The sequence below is a fragment of the Candidatus Accumulibacter propinquus genome (genome assembly GCF_056856495.1).
In genome coordinates this window covers 126,674-147,559 of the sequence record NZ_JBSEHC010000002.1, presented here as the reverse complement: position 1 = coordinate 147,559, position 20,886 = coordinate 126,674, and the positions used below count along the sequence as shown (strand labels likewise).

15 protein-coding genes and 2 tRNA genes are annotated in these 20,886 nt (G+C 62.0%); 8 read left to right on the top strand and 9 right to left on the bottom strand.

Annotated elements, in window-relative coordinates; all coding sequences use genetic code 11:
* The first annotated feature begins 124 nt into the window (after window positions 1–124).
* Together AC15MQ_RS03170 and AC15MQ_RS03165 are read left to right on the top strand one after the other, a co-directional pair.
* Window positions 125–1,489, top strand: a complete 1,365-nt coding sequence (locus tag AC15MQ_RS03170) for a putative bifunctional diguanylate cyclase/phosphodiesterase (protein WP_350497480.1) — start codon at window positions 125–127, stop codon at window positions 1,487–1,489.
* Window positions 1,486–2,370: an HDOD domain-containing protein gene (locus AC15MQ_RS03165; protein ID WP_483079295.1), complete on the top strand. Its 885-nt coding sequence runs from the start codon at window positions 1,486–1,488 to the stop codon at window positions 2,368–2,370. The genes AC15MQ_RS03170 and AC15MQ_RS03165 overlap by 4 nt, the downstream gene beginning before the upstream one ends.
* 78 nt (window positions 2,371–2,448) lie before the next feature.
* On the opposite strand, the gene AC15MQ_RS03160 is transcribed toward AC15MQ_RS03165, so the two are convergent.
* Complete coding sequence (locus AC15MQ_RS03160) at window positions 2,449–2,856, bottom strand: glycine zipper 2TM domain-containing protein (RefSeq protein WP_287669346.1); 408 nt, start codon at window positions 2,854–2,856, stop codon at window positions 2,449–2,451.
* A gap of 370 nt (window positions 2,857–3,226) precedes the next feature.
* On the opposite strand from AC15MQ_RS03160, the gene tagH reads away from it, so the two are divergent.
* The 3 genes from tagH (at window position 3,227) to AC15MQ_RS03145 (ending at window position 8,226) form a co-directional block, all read left to right on the top strand.
* The gene (gene tagH / locus AC15MQ_RS03155; RefSeq protein ID WP_483079294.1) at window positions 3,227–4,894 is read left to right on the top strand and encodes a type VI secretion system-associated FHA domain protein TagH; all 1,668 of its coding nucleotides are present in this window, start codon (window positions 3,227–3,229) and stop codon (window positions 4,892–4,894) included.
* A gap of 183 nt (window positions 4,895–5,077) precedes the next feature.
* Window positions 5,078–5,551, top strand: a complete 474-nt coding sequence (locus AC15MQ_RS03150) for a Crp/Fnr family transcriptional regulator (RefSeq protein ID WP_483079293.1) — start codon at window positions 5,078–5,080, stop codon at window positions 5,549–5,551.
* A 23-nt stretch (window positions 5,552–5,574) separates the two neighbouring features.
* Entirely contained in the window at window positions 5,575–8,226 is a 2,652-nt protein-coding gene (locus tag AC15MQ_RS03145; RefSeq protein ID WP_483079292.1) for an FAD-dependent oxidoreductase, read from the top strand.
* 104 nt (window positions 8,227–8,330) lie between these two features.
* Here the strand turns inward: AC15MQ_RS03145 and AC15MQ_RS03140 are convergent, their stop codons facing one another.
* Complete coding sequence (locus AC15MQ_RS03140) at window positions 8,331–8,684, bottom strand: PepSY domain-containing protein (RefSeq protein ID WP_287669357.1); 354 nt, start codon at window positions 8,682–8,684, stop codon at window positions 8,331–8,333.
* Window positions 8,685–8,951: 267 nt separating this feature from the next.
* Here AC15MQ_RS03140 and AC15MQ_RS03135 point away from each other — a divergent pair, with 267 nt between their 5' ends.
* Entirely contained in the window at window positions 8,952–10,427 is a 1,476-nt protein-coding gene (locus AC15MQ_RS03135; protein WP_287669358.1) for a patatin-like phospholipase family protein, read from the top strand.
* 188 nt (window positions 10,428–10,615) lie between these two features.
* On the opposite strand, the gene AC15MQ_RS03130 is transcribed toward AC15MQ_RS03135, so the two are convergent.
* From AC15MQ_RS03130 to AC15MQ_RS03120, 3 genes are all read right to left on the bottom strand, one after another.
* The gene (locus AC15MQ_RS03130; RefSeq protein WP_483079291.1) at window positions 10,616–11,230 is read right to left on the bottom strand and encodes a sensor histidine kinase; all 615 of its coding nucleotides are present in this window, start codon (window positions 11,228–11,230) and stop codon (window positions 10,616–10,618) included.
* Window positions 11,227–12,852: a tetratricopeptide repeat protein gene (locus AC15MQ_RS03125; protein ID WP_332336378.1), complete on the bottom strand. Its 1,626-nt coding sequence runs from the start codon at window positions 12,850–12,852 to the stop codon at window positions 11,227–11,229. The genes AC15MQ_RS03130 and AC15MQ_RS03125 overlap by 4 nt, the downstream gene beginning before the upstream one ends.
* A gap of 115 nt (window positions 12,853–12,967) precedes the next feature.
* On the bottom strand, window positions 12,968–13,573 hold the full coding sequence (locus AC15MQ_RS03120; RefSeq protein WP_287669362.1) for a DUF4337 domain-containing protein: 606 nt from the start codon (window positions 13,571–13,573) through the stop codon (window positions 12,968–12,970).
* Window positions 13,574–13,916: 343 nt separating this feature from the next.
* Between AC15MQ_RS03120 and groES the strand changes: the two genes are divergently transcribed.
* Window positions 13,917–14,207, top strand: coding sequence for a co-chaperone GroES (gene groES, locus AC15MQ_RS03115; protein ID WP_287669364.1), 291 nt, complete (start codon window positions 13,917–13,919; stop codon window positions 14,205–14,207).
* An 89-nt stretch (window positions 14,208–14,296) separates the two neighbouring features.
* Window positions 14,297–15,952: a chaperonin GroEL gene (gene groL / locus AC15MQ_RS03110; protein ID WP_287669365.1), complete on the top strand. Its 1,656-nt coding sequence runs from the start codon at window positions 14,297–14,299 to the stop codon at window positions 15,950–15,952.
* A gap of 156 nt (window positions 15,953–16,108) precedes the next feature.
* Here the strand turns inward: groL and AC15MQ_RS03105 are convergent, their stop codons facing one another.
* From AC15MQ_RS03105 to lon, 4 genes are all read right to left on the bottom strand, one after another.
* Window positions 16,109–18,016, bottom strand: coding sequence for a SurA N-terminal domain-containing protein (locus AC15MQ_RS03105; RefSeq protein ID WP_483079290.1), 1,908 nt, complete (start codon window positions 18,014–18,016; stop codon window positions 16,109–16,111).
* A gap of 72 nt (window positions 18,017–18,088) precedes the next feature.
* Window positions 18,089–18,165, bottom strand: a tRNA-Asp gene (locus tag AC15MQ_RS03100).
* 31 nt (window positions 18,166–18,196) lie between these two features.
* Window positions 18,197–18,272: transfer RNA gene (locus AC15MQ_RS03095), tRNA-Val, on the bottom strand.
* A gap of 124 nt (window positions 18,273–18,396) precedes the next feature.
* A complete protein-coding gene (gene lon, locus AC15MQ_RS03090) occupies window positions 18,397–20,817 on the bottom strand; it encodes an endopeptidase La (protein ID WP_287669369.1) in 2,421 nt (806 codons plus the stop codon).
* Between the last annotated feature and the right edge of the window lie 69 nt (window positions 20,818–20,886).

Here is a 20,886-nt window from a genome sequence, read left to right as displayed (position 1 = left end):
ACGAATGGTCATGCGAAAGGCTTGTCGGGTCAAGCGTCTTTGCGCGCTGTTGCGTAAGCTCGATCGATCAGACAGGCACGCCAATCAGGGCAACCGGAATTGGCTCGCATCGGGAAGCAGAACAATGATCGACCATCCATATCGTCCGCCACCGGAACGTCCGCAGCGCTATTTCGACACCATGCCTGTCGCGGATCCCCTGCTGGATCCGATCACCGGATTTCTCAACCGAAAGGCCGGTCTGCGTGCGGCGGCGATCCTGGTGGCCGAGTCCAACACCAGTCACATTCCATTGGGCACCATCTGGGTGGATATCGACCGCTTCCGGCAGGTCAATGAGTCATTCGGACACCGCGGCGGCGATCGAGTCATCGCACTGATCGCTGAACGTATCCGTGCGGTCGTTCGCCTCCAGTGCGAGTACTCGCGTACCGGAAGTGACGAATTCGTCCTGCTGGTTCCCGCTATTGACCACGCCGAAGCCGAACAGCTGGCGCGGAGACTACTTGTCGAAATCGAACGGCCATTACGCATCGATACCATCCTGATCCGGCCATCCGCCAGCATCGGCGTTGCCATCAATCAGATCGGGGAAAATCCGATCGCTTTGCTCGAGCGCGCCGACCGCGCGATGGTAGAAGCCAAGCGCCAGGGCGGTAATCGTCTGGTCATGTCCGGCGACGAGCCATTGACCGGGCGCCTTGGGGTGCAACTGGCGCGCGAGGAACTGGCCATCGAGAGCGCCCTGCATGCTGCCCTGGAAAGTGGTGGCCTGCGCCTCGACTTCCAGCCCATCCTCGGCCTGGATGGCCGGGTCGAGGCGGTCGAAGCGTTGATGCGCTGCTATGCCAATGGACAGCAGGTCGATCCGGCGCGGTTCATTCCGGTTGCCGAGAAAACCGGCCTGATCGTCCGCCTCGGCGAATGGAGCCTGCTCCAGGGCACCCGCTGCGCGGCCCGCCTGTGCCGGCAGGGCACGCCGACGAAACTGGCGATCAATGTCTCGCGTGCTCAGCTCCTCTCGCCCAGGTTCATCCAGGCGCTGCATGGTGCCCTGATTTGTGCCGACGTGCCGCCGGCACTGATCGAACTCGAACTGACCGAATCCCTGATCATGGATCTGTCGGAAACCGTCCAGGCCAATCTGCGCACCGCGCGCGAAGTCGGCGTCGGCCTGGCAATCGACGACTTCGGTACCGGCTATTCCTGCCTGTCGAATCTGAAAGACCTGCCAGCCACCAAACTCAAGCTCGACCGAGCCTTCGTCGGCGTTCTGCCAGACGACCGGCGATCCTTCGCCATCGTCAAGGGGATGACGCGGCTTGGCCAGGAACTCGGGATGATAGTGGTCGCCGAAGGCGTGGAAACCGACACCCAATTGGCGGCACTGGCCGAGGCGGGTGTCGATGCGAGCCAGGGCTTCCTGCATGCCCGGCCGATGACCGAAGACGCCTTGCTGGCATGGATGAAACAGCGAGAACAGAAATGACCGAAATTGCCGACAATGTCCTGGGCGAGCGTCCCGCCGTCGACCGGGTTCTCGAACAATCGCTCAGGGATCTGGACATCCCGCCGCGCCCGCTGATCATCGACCGAATCACGGCCGAGATGGGCAGCGCCAGTCCCAACCTGAGATACGTCGGGCAGTTGATCAGTGTCGACGTCAGCCTGGCCGCCGGTTTGATCAAGACCGCAAACTCCCCGTACTTCGGCTTTCGCAACCGGGCTCGCTCGGTGCACGAAGCCCTCCTGATGCTCGGCCTGGATGTCACCAGCCGCGCCGTGGCCGCCATCAGCCTGCGTCAGGCGCTTCCGAACAACGGCCAGCTCGAGCGCTTCTGGGGCGCTTCGGCGCAGATTGCCGTGCTCTCGAGCTGGCTCGCGCAGCAGACGGCCAACCCTCGCCTGGATGCCGGTGATGCCTATACCTACGGGCTGTTTCGTGACTGCGGCATTGCCGTTCTGCTCATCCGCCTTCCGGCCTACCGGCAAACGCTGGAAAGTGCCAATGCCAATACCGATCTGGCCTTTACGGCCGTCGAACAACAGGATTTCAGGACCGATCACGCCATGGTCGGCTGTCTGCTGGCACAGAACTGGTGGTTGCCGGAAGAGATCTGCCTGGCGATCCGCCATCACCATGACCGATCGGCGATCGATTTCTTCGATTCCGGCCTGCCCGCCAGCAGCCGCTATCTGGTAGCCGCCAGTCAAACGGCCGAACACATCGTCCAGCAACTGACCGGCGGTAGCCGCACGCAGGAATGGTCAAAGCTCGGCAGTTCGTGCCTGCGCCTGCTCAGGCTCGCAGCGTCCGACCTGCCCGAACTCTACCGAGGCGCCGAAGCTGTACTCGCAACGGTGGATTGAGGGGTAAGTGCAAGCACAGGATCTGCCATTGCCGGGTGACGCCCTGGCGGCTTCTGAAGCCAATGGCGATACCGCCGCTTACGACCCAATCCGCTTGAGCACGCCGTTGTCGATGCGCACCCGGTCGCCGGAGTAAAAGCCCGGCTTCTCGTTGAACTTGATTTGTCGGGTCTTGCCGTTGTCCATGCGCACCACGACCTGATACTCGGTTTGTTCCTTGACCTTCTTTTCCACCTGATGGCCGGCGTAGGCGCCACCCGCAACGCCAGCCACGGTGGCCACGGTCTTGCCCCGGCCGCCGCCGACCTGATTGCCGAGCAGTCCACCGACAACGCCGCCGGCAACCGCACCGAGGCCGGAGCCTTCGCCCTTGACGTGAACCTCGCGGACTTCCGCGACACTGCCGCAGTTATTGCAGCTTGCCGCGAATGCCGAAAGCGAAAGCAGCATCGACGCGGTGAACAACGCCAAGCGTCCAGGGATCATGACATTTCTCCAGTAATCTTGTGGCACTGGTTTTGATGACCTCGGAGTGAAACCGCGAGGCCGCTTGAATCGCAACCCGACAAGTATAGCGGCCCCGAAGAGCCCTGTCAGCGCGACCACGTTCGGCTTCCCCCGAACCGCGCGCTGATCATGCGATGTGGTGTCCCCCGTCATCACGCGCAACAAGCCGCCACCAGCAAATGCACATCGCGACCCATCAACGAACCACCGGCCTCGCCCGCGAGCGATAGCGCTTGCCCCGGACAAGCGCTTTGTCTGAGAATCCACGCCATGCAGAATCATCTGCGCTGCAAACCGAGCAGCACCTTGCCATCGTGGAACCGATCCGACCATTTTCCGGGGATTTCTCATGAAGCTTCGCCTGACGCTTGCGGACGCCTCTGATCTGCCTGCATCCGTTACGACCCGTATCGATTTTGGTGACCGCCAGAGCATCAGGCTGGGGCGTTTGGAGGGACTGGAGTGGACACTGCCCGACCCCAGGCGGGTACTCTCGGGCTGCCATTGCGAAATCAGGCGCTTGCAGGAGACTTACCTGCTTTACGATCTGTCGACCAATGGTACTTTCCTCGAAGGCAGCACGTCCCGGCTGACCAGCCCGCATACGCTGCAGGACGGCGAGCGACTGGTGATCGGCGACTACCTGATCCGGGTCGAACTGACGGCTGAAAGCGAGCAAACCGACGACGACAGGACCCGCATCGTTGCCGGCATGCTCCCCGAACCCCTGCTGGAATTGACTGTCCGGAACAAGCCGACACTCGCCGATCAGCCTGCGTTGACCGCCCGACTGGGTCGCCAGGGCGAACTCCGAATCGGCCGCGACGACAGCGCCGACTGGACGTTGCCCGACCGCGCCGGCGGCATTTCCCGGCAGCATTGCACGATCCGCTTCGCCGATGGCGCCTTCGTCCTCCAGGACACCTCATCCAACGGCACTTTCGTCAATGGCAACGTCGAGCGCATCAGCGACCACCACCGTCTGCGCGACGGGGACCTCCTGTCAATCGGCAGTTACCTGATTGCGGCGCAGGTCAGCGGTCTTGCGGAGGTCGCCACGCCGGCCCCCACCAGTCAGGAATCCGACAAGGCCGAATACCCTTCCGCGCAGCCTGTCGCACCCGCGCCAGTACTGCAGGCGCCAGCCCGTCCCACCGGCGGCACGCGGCGCGGCGGCGATCCGGCCGCCATGCTTGCCGACCTGCCTCCGGCGATCCCGGCGCCAGCCGGCCGTGACGAGGAGGCGACGCCGGCAAAAGTGCCGCTGGTCGAAGACGGGGTCACCCGCCTGGCGCGCGTGCTCAAGACCCCGCCCATGCCGCCAGAAAACAAAAAGCTCGCTGAAGCCGCAGGAACCGCTCCAGCCGCTCCAGCCGCCGCTCCAGTCAAGAAGGGCGACGCCGGTGTGACGCCGGAGCCGCCCTTGCAGACGCCGGTCGACGACCGGGTACTGGCCGGCGTCGCCAGAGGATTGGGGCTGTCGCCGGAAGACCTCGACGAAGCCGACGCCGCCGTGCTCGGCGAACGAATGGGGGAGCTGATCCTGTTGCTCACCGAAGAAGTCCGGCAGTTGCTGGCGCTGCGCGATGCCGCCCTGGCGCAGCCGGCTGGCGCTCGCCCTGGCGCGAGCGCCAGCAACCCCCTGGCAATCATGCCGACCAGCGAGGAAGCCCTGCGCGTGCTTTTTGGCCCGCCACGACGCGCCTATCTGGACAGTCGCCAGGCATTCCAGACCGCCTTGAGCGATTTGCGCCAGCACTTCCGGCAAACCGACGCGGCCGTGCGCGCCGCCACACTGACACTGGCCAACGAACTGGCTCCCGAGGCCATCGACAAGGCGGCGTCGGCGGAGAGTTTCATCGGCCAACTACTCAGCTCACGCAAGGCCAGGCTGTGGGATATCTACGTCGAACGCTGGGCCGGACGCACACCCTTGCAGCCGGGCCACCCCGTCAGCTCGTTCATCGACACCTTCGCTGACGCCACCACCGAGCGCGACCGAAACAGGGATGCATAGGATGCCGAGCGACGCCAACTCAGACTCCGTGCAGCGCCCTGCCGCCCGATCAGCGAGCGAAAGTCAGGGCGGGCAACGCGGACCTGGTGGTACACAACCGCCAGCCCCGGGATCAGGGTCACTCGGCACCTGCTTCCACAACCCAGGACGATCAGCGCCGGCCGCCAGGCGCGAGGAGGCTGCATGAAGTTCTTCAGTTACGCCGATCCAGACGAACAGATCACTGCGCAAGGTCGACAGCCCGGCCTGCGCCCGCTACTGCGGGAATTCTCGGACGATGAACTCGATAGCCTCGACAACTTCGTTGCCGAACTGCGTTTCGCGGCCGGCAGCAGGATCATTGCCGCCGGCGAGCGCAACGATGCCTTGTTCATCGTCGTCTCCGGCAACGTCCGGCTGACCACTGTCGAAGCAGACGAGGCCGAGCACGAAGTGGATCGACTGGTGGAGGGCGAAGCCTTCGGCATCCAGTCCTTTCTCGATGGCGAGGTCAGCGTGCTCGGCGCCATGGCCCTGGAAGCGACCGAGATCCTGGTCTTGCGCCGGGCTTCCTTCGAACAACTGGCGGCCTGGAAACCCGCACTGGCAATCGCCCTGCTCCAGGATCTCGCCGCCTATGCCAGCCGTCGCCTGCGCCAGATCCAGATCGCCTGTTGAGACCGCCCCCCGAGAGCCACGCCATGAGCCCCGAGCTATTCTTCGCCAACTACACCAGGCGCGCGTCGGCCCTGCCCAAGCCGGCATGGCAGATGCTGCGCATCCTGACCCTGCTCGTCACCCTGGGCTTCGCCGCCCTGCTGGCGCTGAACCCCGGCGTCGGGCTCAGGCTGTGGTGGGGACTGGCCATTCCCGTACTGCCGGCGATCCTGGTGATCGCACCGGGACTCTGGCGCCAGGTCTGCCCGATGGCCTTCCTCAACCAGATTCCGCGCATGACCGGCAGCAGCCGCAGTCGGCCGCTACCCGCCAAATGGAAGGATTCTGCCTTCCTCATTGCCGTAGCCATCTTCCTCGCCTGCGTCGCCGCCCGTTCGGCCCTGCTCAACCAAGCCGGCGGGCTGGTCGCCGCCGGCATCGTCGGAGTCCTGATTCTGGCCTTTGTCGGCGGTCTGGTGTTTGCCGGACGCAGCGGCTGGTGCGGCACCTTCTGCCCCCTGGGACCGATCCAGCGCACCTATGGCCATGCACCGCTGGTGGTCGTGCCGAACGGCTATTGCCCGACCTGCGTCGGCTGCCAGAAGAACTGCTACGACTTCAACCCGCGCGGTGCGATCTTCGCCGACCTGGTCGACCCGGATCAGCGCTACGCCAGCCAGCGGCGGCTGTTCATCGGCCTGCTGCCGGGGCTGATCTGCGCCTATTTCCTGCAGGGGCCAAGCCAGACCTATGGCCATGAACTCTATCTGGCGATCCTGCTCGGTTCGTGTTGCGCCTCGGCGGGCCTGTACGCCATCGCCACCAGCTGCTTTCCGCTTTCGCCACATCGCGTCGCAGCGGTTTTTGCCGCTGTCGCACTGGCCATCTTCTACTGGTTTGCCGGCCCCATCGTGCTCGACACCCTGGCCTATTTCCTCTCCTTCGCGGCGCCCGAGTGGCTGATCGCCGCGACCCGCAGCGTCGGCGCCATTGGCGGGATGGTGTTGCTGGTTTCCAGTCTCCACGCGGAAAGGATGTTCAGGCAGGCTTCGAGCAAAGCCGCCGACGCGACGCCGGAGCCAACCCGCAAGACGCAGTTGCGCACCCGCTTCGGCGGCACGCAGGCAGCGCAGGTGACCGACCGGGAGACGAAGGTCGCCTTCCCGGTCGCCAAGGGTGCGACCCTGCTCGATGCCATCGAAAGCGCCGGTCTGAAGATCAACTACGGCTGCCGGGCCGGTCTGTGTGGTGCCGATGCGGTCGTGGTCTGTGAAGGCAGCAAACACCTGTCCGCCGCCGGCGACGACGAAACTGCGACCCTGCGGCGACTGGGGCTTGAAGGCAAGGCGCGGCTGGCGTGCATGTGCCGCGTCAGCGGCCCGGTGGTCATCGACCGCGATCCAACTTCCGCCGCTCCCGAACCCACCCTGGCCGCCCCCGCCGCACCGGCAGTAGACCACGCCCTCGCCAGCGGTGTTGCGCGGGTGGTGATCATCGGCAACGGTGTCGCCGGCACCAGCGCCGCGGAACACCTGCGTCGGCTGAGCGACTCGCTGCAGATCGACATGATCACCAGCGAACCGCTGCACTTCTACAATCGCATGGCCATCGGCCGCCTGATCTACGGTCGCGCCGGCATGGACGGCCTGCAACTGATCCCGGACAACTGGTACGCCAAGAATCGGGTCGAAGTCTGGCGCAACTCGATCGCCCGCTCGGTGGACCGGCAGAACAAGACCGTACTGCTGGCCACCGGTGAATCGCTGCCCTACGACAAGCTGATCCTCGCCACCGGCGCCCACTGCACCACGCCGGACCCGGATTTTCTCTCATTCGACAACGCCTTCGTGCTGCGCTCGGCCGAAGACGCCCAGGCGTTGCGCCAGCACGTGCAATTGCGGCGGGCACGCCGGGCGCTGGTGATCGGCGGCGGTGTACTCGGCGTCGAAGCGGCCGACGCCCTGCACCACCTCGGCCTGCACGTCACGCTGCTGCAGCGATCGGACCGTCTGATGAACACCCAGCTCGACCACCAGGGCGCCGCCCGCCTCGCCGCCTATCTGGAAGGCATCGGCATCCAGGTGCTGACAGAGGTCAATGTCAGCCGCTGGGAAGGCCAGGGCGAAGGGTTGCGGGCCGCCTGGCTGGCGCACGGACCGTGTGCCAGGGCGGACGTGTTCGTCGCTTGCCTGGGCATCAGCGCGAATGCACAACTGGCACGCGCTGCCGGCCTGGAAGTCGGCCACGGCATCAGGGTGGATGCCTGCATGCGCAGCAGCGACCCGGACATCTACGCCGTCGGCGATGTGGCCGAGTTGCCTGGCGCGCTGCGCGGTCTGTGGGCGGTGGGCGCCGCGCAGGCCGCCACCGCCGCCGGCGCGCTGCTCGGTCAGCCGCAACCCTACCAGGCACCTCGCGTCGTTCTCCAGCTCAAATGCGACGGGATCGACCTGCGCAGCTTTGGCGAAATCGCTGCCCGGCCCGGCGACGAGGAGTACACCGCGTTACCGAACGCGGCCTCCTGGTGGCGGCTGATCCTGCGCCAGGGGGTGCTGGTCGGCGCGATTTATGTCGGTCCGCCGCGCTCGGCAAAGGATTTCACGCGCGTCGTGCAGGCCGGTGCGGACCTGACCTCGCTGCGGGCGGATTTACGACGCGGGGACCTGACGGGTCTGGCGAAACTGGGCACGGATTGAGTCGCCGCACGCGAGCGCGCCGGGAGCGTGCCGCGCAGCCGCAGCCATCGCGCCGGGGGCTGGGTGTTACCCTGCTACCGACAAGCCGCCAAGGCCACTGATCGCTACAGGCGGTTCTCTTTCACCAGTTTGCCGGTGATCGGGTGGTAGTACGCTTCGATAATCTGTCCGGACTGCGTCACCGCGTAGAACTCATAACAGTTCGTGCGTGTCACCTTGAACTTGACTATCGCGTATTGATCGGCTCCGAAGATCTTCCTGATCTGCTCTTCGGGCAGCCACTTGCTGCGTGGTTCGTCGGTGCAGCGCACCTGCTCGGCACCGGGACTGGCAAGCGCCGTTGGCGAACAGATCAGCACGCACGCCAAAACCCTGCTCGCCAACCATTTCACCTGGGCATGGCCAAGGCGCATGCGGGCAGGCCGCCGGTGATCCCGATCCGCAAGTATCCCTCTCATGGCCTTCTCATTCCTTTCGCTCCGGATCTGTCACACACTGAATCCCTGCTGCCGCACTCGCCCGCTGCGCACGGCCCGTCGAAGACGGCTTTTGCCGCGGACAACACAGACTCCAGGTCAATCACTTCAATACGCTGCAAGTCCGCCTATTTTATCTCCCTCTTATGAAGATTGACACGGTTCATCGCGGCGTACAGCCTGCGCATGGCCATTCAACAGAGGCCGGAAAGGGTATGATCGACTTTTCGTTGATCCACCCCTGCACCGATGACTTCACTGCCCAAGCCGACCCTTCTGGTACTTGTCCTGCTGTTTCTGCTCGGCGGTTGCGCCAGCCGTCCGATCAATCCGCCGCTGACGCAGGCCGACCCGCGCAGCGGTTACCGCTTCGAAACGCGTCAGGCGTATGTCAGGAACAAGGAAAACCTGGTGATCCTCGCGTTCTCGGGCGGCGGCACGCGCGCTGCCGCCTTTTCGTACGGCGTCCTCGAATTTCTTCGGAGAACCGAAGTCGTCGGACCGGCGGGCCACACCGCGCGCCTGCTCGACGAAGTCAACGTCATTACCGGCGTCTCGGGCGGCAGTTTCACCGCGTTGGCCTACGGCCTTTACGGTGACAAACTGTTCACCGACTACGAACGACGCTTCCTGAAGCGCAATGTGCAGGGCGAGATCATCGCCCGTACGTTCAGCCCGCGCAACTGGGGCAACCTGTGGTCGCTGGGCTGGGGCCGCTCCGAACTGGCGGCGCAGTTGTACGACGAAGTCCTGTTCGACGGGGCCACCTTCGGCGACCTGGACCGCGGCCGTGGCCCGCTGATCCTGGCGTCGGCCACCGACATATCGACCGGTGCCCGTTTTGTTTTCAACCAGAGCACCTTCGATATCATCTGCTCGGATCTCAATGCGGTGCCACTGTCGCGCGCCGCCGCGGCGTCGTCGGCGGTGCCGGTGGTGCTCTCGCCAGTGACGATCAACAACTACGGCGGCACCTGCCATACGCGCATGCCCGACTGGTTGCAGCGGTTCGCCGAATCGGCGGAACCGCCACGGCCGGCGGCGCGAGCGATCCGCTCGCTGAAGGACATGCAGGCCTACGGCGACGGCGTTCACCGGCCTTACCTGCATCTCGTGGACGGTGGTGTCTCCGACAATGTCGGCATGCGCGCGGTGCTCGACGCCCTGGAAGTCTCGCAGGCCTTGCACGAGGCGGGCGCACCGACGCCACTCGACAGCGCTCGCCGGATCATCGTCTTCATCGTCAATTCGCTCTCTTCGCCGCCGACCAACTGGGACAAATCCGAAATTCCACCCGGTACCTTGAACATCCTCCTGAAGTCGGCCGGCGTGCCGATCGACCGCTACTCGTACGAGGCGATCGAACTGTTGCGGGACGTCGCGGCGCGTTGGCAGACCCTGCGTCTGATCGGCAACTCGGCGGCCATGGCCGCCAACAGGGATCCTGCTGTCGCTGCTGCGCTACGTGTGCCGAACGCCGAGATCTATGCCATAGACGTGTCGTTCGCAGCGCTCAAGGACAAGGACGAACTGGCCTATCTGAACGAACAGCCGACGTCATTCGTGCTACCGGACGAGGCCGTCGACCGACTGCGCGCCGCGGCCGGAACGATCATCATGGACTCGCCGGAATTCCAGCGCCTGCTGAAGGACGTCGGGGCGAAAATCGTGACTGACGACCGGTTGCGCGCAGGGACTACAACGACCGGCGCCACCGCGAAGTGACCCCCTGCCCACGCCGGCGACAGGAGCGCCCAGATCCGCGTCGGTGGTCGTCGCCGTCCTGAAACAGGTCTGCTAACCCGATGCCCTGCGACAGCGCCGTTCACTGTTTTGTAGGGCTTCGGCAGCTGTTTCCTGGAGGAAGGTGCGCCGGGTCTTGTTGTCCGCCATTTCGGGACCCGCGCCCTACCCTATCTTGGCAGTAACAGACGAAAAACCGCGCCGTGCTCGTTCTCAAGCCGGATCTGGCCGCGCAGGCCGGCGTTCTCGTGCATTTCTGCGATGCGACGTGCCAGCCTCAGCCCAAGTCCAGTGCCTTCCCCGGTCACATGTACCGCCGCCCCGCCAGCATCATTCAGGAGCTGTTCATTGAAGCCGCTTCCGTCGTCGCGGACAACGAACTCCAGAAACTCATCGCTTTCCGCAACCTCGATGGCGATCCGTGTACGCGCATGCCGCGCGGCGTTTTGTACGGCGTTGGCCAGTACCATGCGCACCAGGGCTTGATCGTAAAACCACAGGGTTGGCGCCTGTGAGCAATCGACGTCAACCTGGCAGTTGCCACGCAGGAAAGCAGCGTCGACAAACTCGGCGGCAAGATCGACCGGCGCGTGGGCATCGATATCCAGAGCCAGGCTGCCCACATCCGAGCGGTAATAGATCAGCAGCTTGGTCAGCGTCTCTGCGGCGGCCATGGCTTCACGCAGCGTTTCGACATCGCCCCTGGCCTCGGCACGCCCGGCCAGTTGAGCCAGGCGATTCTTGACGTCGTGCAGGGTCAGCGTGGCAATCTCGGCGAATCTCATGAGTTCGCCGGCAAGCGAAACTTGCGCTGAACCTTTGCCGCGATTTCGGCAATGGCGCTCAGCCTGGGATGAGCGGCGTCCTTGCCGAGCAGCAACTGTTGGTAACGCCGCGCAGCTTGCACCTTCTCCTCGTCAAGACCATTGGCGTAGACATCGAGAAACAGGGCGTAGGCCGCGTTGGCGACGATCTGCAGGTTGCCGGGCAAGCGTTCCGCCGCTTCCCTCAGCATTGCCGCTGCCGTCCGGAAATCGCCAGACTGCCCCTTCCTGACGGCGTCGTCGTTGATCCGGATAATCTCGGCATTGCTGCTGCTGATCAGTTCCTGCGCGCGCTCAGGAGTACCATGCGCTTGCATCATCTGCGTAATGCTCACTTGCAATACGGCCTGGCCCGGGTTGTTCTGCAACACATCCTTGAGCATCTGCTCCGCCTCTTCCTGCTTGCCATGCACCAGACAGGCCTTTGCGACGGCAAGCTTCACCGCTTCCGACAAGGTCTGGGTGTCCCCTTGCATGGCGCGTTCTAGGGCCTGCTGCGCCAGTTCGGGATGGCCCGCCCGGTGCTGCGCAACCGCTTCCACGGCGGCCAGAAGCGGCGTGTCGCCGGCCTCCTTGAAGGTGGTTCTGGCCTCATTGATCAGGGCGATGGCCTTGCCGGCGTCGCCAAGCTCGGTCAGTGCATTGCCGAGCCTGGCGTAATCACTGAGGTCGCGCAACGGCGACTTGCGGGTCTTCTGAACAACGATGCTCATGGCTTTTTCGACGCGACCGAAATCCCCTGCTTCCTCGGCGAACCCGGCAATTGCACGATGGCGAGCCAAAGAGTTGGGGGACATCTCCGATGCCCGGTCGAGCACCAACAGAGCCTCCTCGACCTGGCCGGTGTCCCGGTGCAGGCGGCCGAGGACATCGTAGGCCGCCAGGAAACGCGGGGTCTCGACCAGAAGGTCGGTCAGAGCTTCCTTTGCCTGTGCATGCTCGCCATTGCCCTGATAGGCTTTCGCCAGCCCCAGTTTGGCCCAGGGCATCGAACGCATTTGCAGTGCCTGCTGATAGAAGGCGATGGCCTGGTCGAAGCGTTTGGTCATGATCAGCGCATTGCCCTTGATGCGCATCGCGTCCACCAGGTATTTGTCCCTGGCGGCAATGATCTCGTCGCAGACCGGAATGATCTCCTGCCAGCGCCCCTGATCCTGCAGTTTGTCTACCTCCAGCAAGCGGGTCTTCTTTTCCAGCAGACGGTCGATGCGAGACTTCAGGGTGTCCGCGGTAAAGGGCTTCAGCAGGTAGTCGTCCGGCAAACATTCGGCCGCGGTGATCACCGAACTGTAGCTCTTTTCGGCCGTGATCATGACGAACAGCGTCGCCCGACTGATGATCGCGCGAGTCCGTAGAAACTCGAGGAACTGCTGCCCGTCCGAGCCGCCACCGAGGTAATAGTCGCAAAGGATGATATCGATCCGGTTGCTCTTGATGACCTCGAGCGCATCCCGGACAGTGCCCGCAACGCTGGTTAGCTCCACGCCCAGACCGGTCAATTGACTACGGATGGAGCTGCGCATGGCCGGGACATCGTCGATGATCAGGACACGTTTGTTACGGTAAGGCGAGATGATGGCCATTGCAGAGTTGCGCCCTTCGGAGTGCTGAATGGTACTGGAGTTCGACTTCGCCTGCTCATGGTATGTTCGAACTAGGCACCGATTTCTGCTCCTGGCCAACAAACGCGGCGAGGCTTCAACTCAGCATCGTGGCTACAAAGTCCAGATGAAAGCTGCCGCCAACAAATCCTGCAACGCCTGAGGCCAGGCCCACACCGGCAAACACCAGCGCGAACCATACCAACCATTTCCGACGAGTCAATGCGGCCACGCCGAGTACGGCGAGTCCGACAGTCATGCCGGCTTCGGCAATATCAAACTGGTCGTCGTGGAAATTCAGTTGTTCGTACTCCTGTTCGTAAGCCTCCGCCTGCTGCTTGATCTCTTCCTTCTCTCTCGCATAGCGTTCGACCCTCTCCCGGTAAAACTCGATCTTCTTCTCAAGTAGAGCTGCCGCCTCCGGCGCCAGGCCGACGCCCCGCTCACGCTCAAAGGAGAGTTGATCGAGCATGCTCTCGGCAAGCCCTTGTTTGGTACTCTTCGCCTGAAAATAGGCCCAGGCGTTCACACTCCTCGCCTGCGCCTGCGCCATTGCCTGCCCGATGTTTCCCCCCTTGATGCTGAACAGTGCCATCACCGTCGCCAGTACGGCCACCAGTACGGCAATCACGCTGATCAGGCGATCGGAAGCCTGTTCGGCCTTGTCCACCACATCTTCAATCGCATCCTTGATGTCACCCATATCAATTCCCTCCTGTTGAATTCAAGACCACAGACCTCGAAGCGTACACAGTTCAACGCATCGCGCCGATAAATCGGATGTCATGACATCGCATGCAGCCCGCTCGAATATTAGCCCAGTATCCTTGCCACTGACCAGTCCGCACCTGGCCCTGATCCTCTCGTTCAAGCACGATTTATCCTTGAATAATCGTAACCGAGGCCTTGAAATTACGATCCTTCGGCCCTATTATTAGCACTCGTTAGCGGTGAGTGCTAATTTTTCTGCGCATGAGCATCGTGCTCATGAAAGCAGGATCCGGTAGTCAGTGTTCGTTTATATGCTTAACCCAAGGAGAAACTGCATGAAAATTCGCCCGTTGCATGATCGCGTGATCGTCAAACGCCTTGAAGAGGAGCGGAGGACCGCCTCCGGCATCGTTATTCCGGATACCGCCGCTGAAAAGCCTGACCAGGGTGAGATTCGCGCCGTTGGCAATGGCAAGGTGCTCGAGGACGGCAGCGTGCGTGCCCTCGCCGTCAAGGTTGGCGACCGTGTCCTGTTTGGCAAGTACGCCGGGCAGACCGTCAAGGTCGAAGGCGAGGAACTGCTGGTCATGCGTGAGGAAGACATCATGGGCGTCGTCGAATCCTAGACCTTTTGGTCGGACAGCATTGCGTCCACCCCCTGCAACACCAGCCCGGTTCCGTTTCAAATTACTAAAGAATTCTAGGAGTTATCTCTATGGCAGCTAAAGACGTCAAGTTTGGCGATAGCGCACGCGCTCGCATGGTAGAAGGCGTAAATATTCTTGCAGACGCGGTCAAGATCACCCTCGGCCCGAAAGGCCGCAACGTTGTTCTGGAGCGCTCGTACGGTGCGCCGACCGTCACCAAGGATGGTGTCTCGGTCGCCAAGGAAATCGAACTGAAGGACAAGTTCGCCAACATGGGTGCCCAGATGCTCAAGGAAGTCGCCTCGAAGACTTCCGACATTGCGGGTGACGGCACCACTACAGCAACCGTACTGGCCCAATCGATCGTCCGCGAAGGCATGAAGTATGTCGCTGCCGGCATGAATCCGATGGATCTGAAGCGTGGCATCGACAAGGCGGTGGTGGCCACCGTCGAAGAACTGAAGAAACTGTCGAAGCCATGTTCGACCAGCAAGGAGATTGCTCAGGTCGGTTCGATCTCGGCCAACGCTGACGCGGACATTGGCGACATCATCGCCAAGGCAATGGACAAGGTCGGCAAGGAAGGCGTGATCACCGTCGAAGACGGCAAATCGCTGAATAATGAGCTCGACGTGGTCGAGGGCATGCAGTTTGACCGTGGCTATCTGAGCCCCTACTTCATCAACAACAACGAGAAGCAGAACACGATTCTCGAAAACCCGTACGTGCTGATCTTCGACAAGAAGATCTCCAACATCCGTGATCTGCTGCCCGTCCTCGAACAGGTCGCCAAGTCTGGCCGCCCGCTGTTGATCGTCGCAGAAGACGTGGATGGCGAGGCTCTGGCCACGCTGGTGGTCAACAACATCCGCGGCATCCTCAAGACCTGTGCCGTCAAGGCTCCAGGCTTTGGCGACCGTCGCAAAGCCATGCTTGAAGATATCGCCATCCTGACCGGTGGTCAGGTCATCGCTGAGGAAGTCGGCCTGACGCTGGAAAAGGCAACACTTACCGAACTCGGCCAGGCCAGGCGCATCGAAATCGGCAAGGAAAACACGACGATCATCGATGGCGCTGGCGTAACCGGCAACATCGAAGCACGCGTCAAGCAGATCCGCGCGCAAATCGAAACCGCCACCAGCGACTACGACAAGGAAAAGCTGCAGGAACGCGTGGCCAAGCTCGCGGGAGGCGTGGCACTGATCAAGGTCGGTGCCGCCACCGAAGTCGAAATGAAAGAGAAGAAGGCACGTGTCGAAGATGCACTGCACGCAACCCGCGCGGCGGTTGAAGAAGGCATTGTTCCGGGCGGCGGTGTTGCTCTGCTGCGCGCACGTCTGGCGCTATCCTCGCTGAAGGGCGAAAACGCCGATCAGGAAGCGGGCATCAAGATCGTCCTGCGGGCAATGGAGCAGCCGTTGCGCGAAATCGTCGCCAACGCCGGCGAAGAGCCTTCAGTGGTCGTCAATGCCGTGCTGCAAGGCGCCGGTAACTTTGGCTACAACGCCGCCACCGGTGAGTACGGCGACCTGGTAGCGATGGGTGTCCTCGATCCAACCAAGGTGACTCGCACCGCCCTGCAGAACGCGGCTTCGATCGCCGGTCTGATGCTGACGACCGACTGCATGGTCGCTGAACTGGCTGAAGACAAGCCGCCCATGGGTGGCGGTGGTATGGGTGGCGGTATGGGTGGCATGGGTGGCATGGGCGGAATGGACATGTAATCCTTGTCCGGGTTCTGCCTTTCATGAAAAACCCCGCTGCGGCGGGGTTTTTTTGTGCCTGTTGCGACGACCTTTGCCAGGCGCTTACATTCTTTCTCTCCTGGTCATTTACCCGGCAGCGTGTGTGCAAGCCAGGCCAGGGTTCCAAGCCAAAGCCTAGCGGTCCTTGCTTTCCAGTGCCGGCTTGTTGATGTCGATCTTGTAACGCGTCCGCAGTCCGGAGAGATAGGCCGAAAAATCTTCCTGACCAACAATCGTTGCATACTCGCGCTGCAAGGCCTTGCGGCTGTTCTCGTCGACCTTCTCCGGATGACTGACCTTCATGATCTTGTAGAGCAGGTAGTTGCCGTCGCTGCCCTGAGCGCCGACATAGGCCGGCAGTTTCTCGACATCGGCTTTGAAGATCGCCTTCAGCGCTGCCCCAGGCACCTGGCGACCGTCCTGTCGTGAGACATTCCTGACCAGCGACCAGGTGACCTTGTCCTCACCACCCTGCTGCAATTCACGCAGGCGTGCCTCCCCGGCCGCACGCGCCAACTTCGCTTCTTCCTGAGCCTTCAGCGTTGCTTCAATACCGGCCCTGACGGCCTCCAGGGGCTTGGTACTTGCTGGTCGGTGTTCCAACACCCGCGCAGCCAGCAAGGTGTTCGGCGCAATCTCGACAACTTCGGTATTGCGTTTGTTTTTCACCGAGTCATCGGCAAACAGCGCACTGAGGATCTTCTGGTTGCCGAGTTGCCCAAGAGTGGCCAGCAGTTCGGGGGTTGTGTTGCGCGCCACCCAGCCGGATTGCTGGATTTTCAACTTGAATCGGTCGGCAGCCGGCTGTAGGCTGTCCGGCTGCTCATAGACCATATTGCTGAAGGATTCGGCGGCATCCGCAAACTGCCGCGCCGCGGTCTGACGCTTCAGTTCGTCTTCGATCTCCGGGCGCACCTCGACCAGCGAGCGCTGCTTGCCTGCCTTGATAGCCGTCAGCTTGATGATGTGATAGCCGAATTCCGATTGCACCAGGTCCGAGATTTCATTCTCGCGTAGCTTGAAAACGCTCTCATCGAACGCCTTCACCATCGTGCCTCGAGCAAAAAAGCCCAGATCCCCGCCCTTTTCGGCCGAGCCGGGGTCCTGCGAGTATTGCTTGGCCAGTTCTGCAAACCTGGCAGGCGATTTCTGGACTTCCTTCAAGGCTTCCGCTGCCTTGGCCCTGGCCTTTTCCGGGTCGACGTCGCCACCGGTCAGGATCAAGATGTGGCTGGCACGCCGCTCCTCGGGCTGTTGATATCGATCCTTGTGACCCTCGTACCATGCGCTGACTTCGGCATCGCTAGGCGCCAGCTGGGCCAGAAGTACGTCAAGAGACAGGACGAGATACTCAACTTTGGCCTGCTCCGGCACTTCAAACTGTACTTTGTTCTGTTCGTAGTACGCCTGAACCGCGGAGGCATCGATCTTCACTTGCCCTGCATACTGTTCCGGTGCGAGACGCCACTCGGCAATCTGTCGCTCCTCGGCTTGTATGCGCAGTAGCCTGTTGGTCACGGTATTGCCAGCGATCGCAGTTTCGCCAATCGCATCGACCATCTGCTTCAGCGTCAGATCCTGGCGAAGCTGTGCCTCGAACTGGGCTTGCGACATACCCTGTGACGCCAGTGCGGCTTGGTAGCGCGTCAGCGAAAACCGCCCGTCTTCCTGCAGGGCCGGAATCTGGCTGATCACCTCGCGCAACAGATCGTCGCCGGCACCTAGACGCCCCTTCGCTGCTTCGAGTAGCAGGAGGCGCTGGTCGATCAGCGAATTGAGCACCGCCAGCTTCGCTGCTGGGGTATTCATCAACTCGGGACGAAAATTGGCGCCCAGAACCTGCCGCAGCCGCTCCTGTTGCGTGCGCAAAGCTTGGTCGAACTGTTGTATGGAGATTTTCGAGTCACCAACGCGGGCGAGATCCGTGCCTGCCCCGGTATTGCGGACGTACGAGTCCACCCCCCAGAAGGCAAAGGGCAAGGTAATCAAGCCGAGGAAGATCTGGACTACTCTCTTGTTGTTGCGAACGGCGTCAAAGAACATAGGTGGGAGCCCGCTAACGTATGGGGACATTCAAGCAAAGAAAAAGGCGAACTTGCGTTCGCCTTTCGGTACTGGCGGAGTGGACGGGACTCGAACCCGCGACCCCCGGCGTGACAGGCCGGTATTCTAACCAACTGAACTACCACTCCGAAACGCGCTGCAGAATCTTTCCTGCTTTTCTGGTGGGTGCTGACGGGCTCGAACCGCCGACATCCAGCTTGTAAGGCTAGCGCTCTACCAACTGAGCTAAGCACCCATTGCGTACGACCAAGGCATGGATGCAGAAGTCTACCGCATCCGCCACCACTTGGCCAGAGCGAAAACCGCCTCCGCTGCAAGATCCCCAAATGGCACCAGCATGCCCCCTGCTCCCACGAGTATCAATGCGTGATCACGGTTGGCGTGGACACGCTCTCCGGGGTGGCGGCGACGACCGCAGGAGGCGCCTCTACCTCGGCCGACACGGGCTCGGGCTTGCGCTCCAAAGCATGCTCAAGCACTTGATCGATCCACCGTACCGGAATGATCTCCAGCTTGTTCTTGATGTTGTCCGGAATCTCGGCCAGATCCCGAACATTCTCTTCAGGAATCAACACCCGCGCCAGGCCGCCACGAACCGCAGCCAGAAGCTTTTCCTTCAGGCCGCCAATCGGCAACACCTCGCCACGCAGGGTGATCTCTCCGGTCATCGCGACATCGCAACATACCGGGATGCCGGTCAACACCGAAACCAGCGCGGTACAGATTCCGACCCCCGCCGATGGCCCATCCTTGGGAATCGCCCCCTCCGGGAGATGGATGTGAATATCGCTCTTCTGATAAAAATCGTGATCGATACCCAGCGACTGGGCGCGCTTGCGAACCACCGATAACGCGGCCTGAACCGACTCTTGCATCACCTCGCCGAGTTTGCCGGTGGTGGTGGTCTTGCCCTTGCCCGCCAGGACCACCGCCTCGATGGTCAGCAACTCACCGCCGACTTCGGTCCATGCCAGACCGGTAACCTGACCCACCTGGTTCTCGCGCTCGGCAACACCGAAGTTGTAGCGTCGCACGCCCAGAAATTTGTCGAGGTTGCGCGCGCTCACGGCGACCTTCGCCTGGCTCTTTCTGAGCAGCAGTGTCTTCACCACCTTGCGACAGATCTTGGAAATGTCACGCTCCAGCGATCGCACGCCGGCCTCGCGTGTGTAGTAGCGGACGATATCGCGCAAAGCGCTTTCGGCCACTGTCAGCTCGGTGAGCTTCAGACCATTGTTCTTCATCTGCTTGGGCAGCAGATAGCGTTGGGCGATATTGACCTTCTCATCTTCCGTATAGCCCGAAAGCCGGATCACTTCCATGCGATCAAGCAAGGGGGCGGGAATGTTCAGTGTGTTGGCCGTGGCCACGAACATCACTTCCGAGAGATCGTACTCGACTTCCACGTAGTGATCGACGAAAGTCGAGTTCTGCTCCGGGTCGAGGACTTCGAGGAGCGCCGAACTCGGATCGCCACGAAAATCCTGACCCATCTTGTCGACTTCGTCGAGCAGGAAGAGCGGATTCTTGACCCCGATCTTGCTCATGTTCTGCAGGATCTTGCCTGGCATCGAGCCGATGTAGGTTCGCCGATGGCCGCGGATTTCGGCCTCGTCTCGCACCCCGCCCAAGCTCATGCGCACAAATTTGCGGCCCGTTGCACGCGCGATCGACTGTCCCAGTGAAGTCTTGCCGACCCCCGGAGGACCGACCAGGCACAGAATCGGCGCCTTCAGTCGATCGACACGCTGCTGCACCGCCAGGTACTCGATGATCCGCTCCTTGACCTTCTCAAGACCCCAGTGGTCGGTATCGAGGATCTTGCCGGCGGCGGCCAGATCCTTGCTGATGCGCGTCCGCTTGCGCCACGGCAGACCGATCAGCGTTTCGATGAAGTTACGCACCACCGTCGCCTCAGCCGACATCGGCGACATCAACCGCAGCTTCCGAAACTCCGACTGCGCCTTGGCAAGGCCCTCCTTGCTCATTCCCGCGGCCTTGACCTTCTTGTCGAGTTCATCCAGATCGGCACCTTCCTCGCCTTCTCCAAGTTCCTTCTGGATCGCCTTGACCTGCTCGTTGAGGTAATACTCGCGCTGACTCTTCTCCATTTGGCGCTTGACGCGTCCGCGAATGCGCTTTTCGACCTGCAGGATGTCGATCTCGGCCTCGAGTTGTGCGAGCAGGCGTTCGATACGCGCGCGCACATCAAACATTTCAAGAATTTCCTGCTTCTGTTCCAGTTTCAAGGGCAGGTGTGCGGCAATGGTATCGGCCAGACGTCCGGCGTCCTCGATGCCGGTGATCGAGGTCAGAATTTCCGGTGGAATCTTCTTGTTGAGCTTGACGTACTGGTCGAACTGCGCGATCACCGCGCGGCGCAGCGCCTCGACTTCGTGGTTGGGGCCATCATCGGCAATCACTGGGCGTGCGCCTGCAAAGAACATCTCGTGACGCGCGTCGATGGCCTCCAGGCGCGCTCGCTGCGAGCCTTCGACCAAGACCTTCACGGTCCCGTCCGGTAGCTTCAACATCTGCAGGATATTGGCCACACAGCCCACACTGTAGAGGTCTTCTGCTTCCGGCTCGTCCTTGACGGCGGACTTCTGAGCCACCAGCAGGATGCTCTTGCCGACTTCCATCGCCACTTCGAGGGCCTTGATCGACTTGGGGCGCCCGACAAACAGAGGAATCACCATGTGCGGAAAAACCACCACGTCGCGCAGGGGCAACAGCGGCAGTTCGACTGGCTCGCTAAACAGCTTGGGGGTTGCAGACATCGATTGTGCCCTTCAGGTTAAAGTCCATGCCGTGATATGGTGGCAAGAACTCGTAATTCAAGCCGCACA